Source organism: Cognatundibacterium luofuense, from assembly GCF_018139685.1.
Taxonomy (GTDB): domain Bacteria; phylum Pseudomonadota; class Gammaproteobacteria; order Burkholderiales; family Burkholderiaceae_D; genus Undibacterium; species Undibacterium luofuense.
Genome location: NZ_JAGSPN010000394.1, coordinates 1 through 335, shown reverse-complemented (window position 1 = coordinate 335; position 335 = coordinate 1). Strand labels below are relative to the sequence as shown.

Below are 335 nucleotides of genomic sequence, written 5' to 3'. Positions count from 1 at the left end.
CAATGTAGTTTCTCTATGAGTAAAGTACCGGGTAGTCGCCAGTTTGAAGTTGCGGAAGTGGAGGAGTTGCTGGCTAAGCGGGAAATTGGTCCTTTACAAGGCTTCCGCTCAAAAATGGGCAGACCGTTTGCTGCGATTTTGAAAATCGTGCCGGATACCGAACACAATAACTTGAAGCTGGAATTCGACTTTGGCCAGAATCAGGATGATGATGAAGATGCCGAAGGCGTCGATTTTTCTCAGCAGACCGCCTTGGGACCTTGCCCTAAATGCGCCAGTGGTGTGTACGAAATGGGTCTGACTTACGTCTGCGAAAAAACCGTAGCCAAGCCTAA

The 335-nt window shown here is 48.7% G+C and carries 1 protein-coding gene; it reads left to right on the top strand.

What is annotated here, in order from left to right; translation table 11 throughout:
- A partial coding sequence (locus KDM89_RS20915; RefSeq protein ID WP_212689755.1) for a topoisomerase C-terminal repeat-containing protein occupies positions 1-335 on the top strand: 335 nt, incomplete at both ends.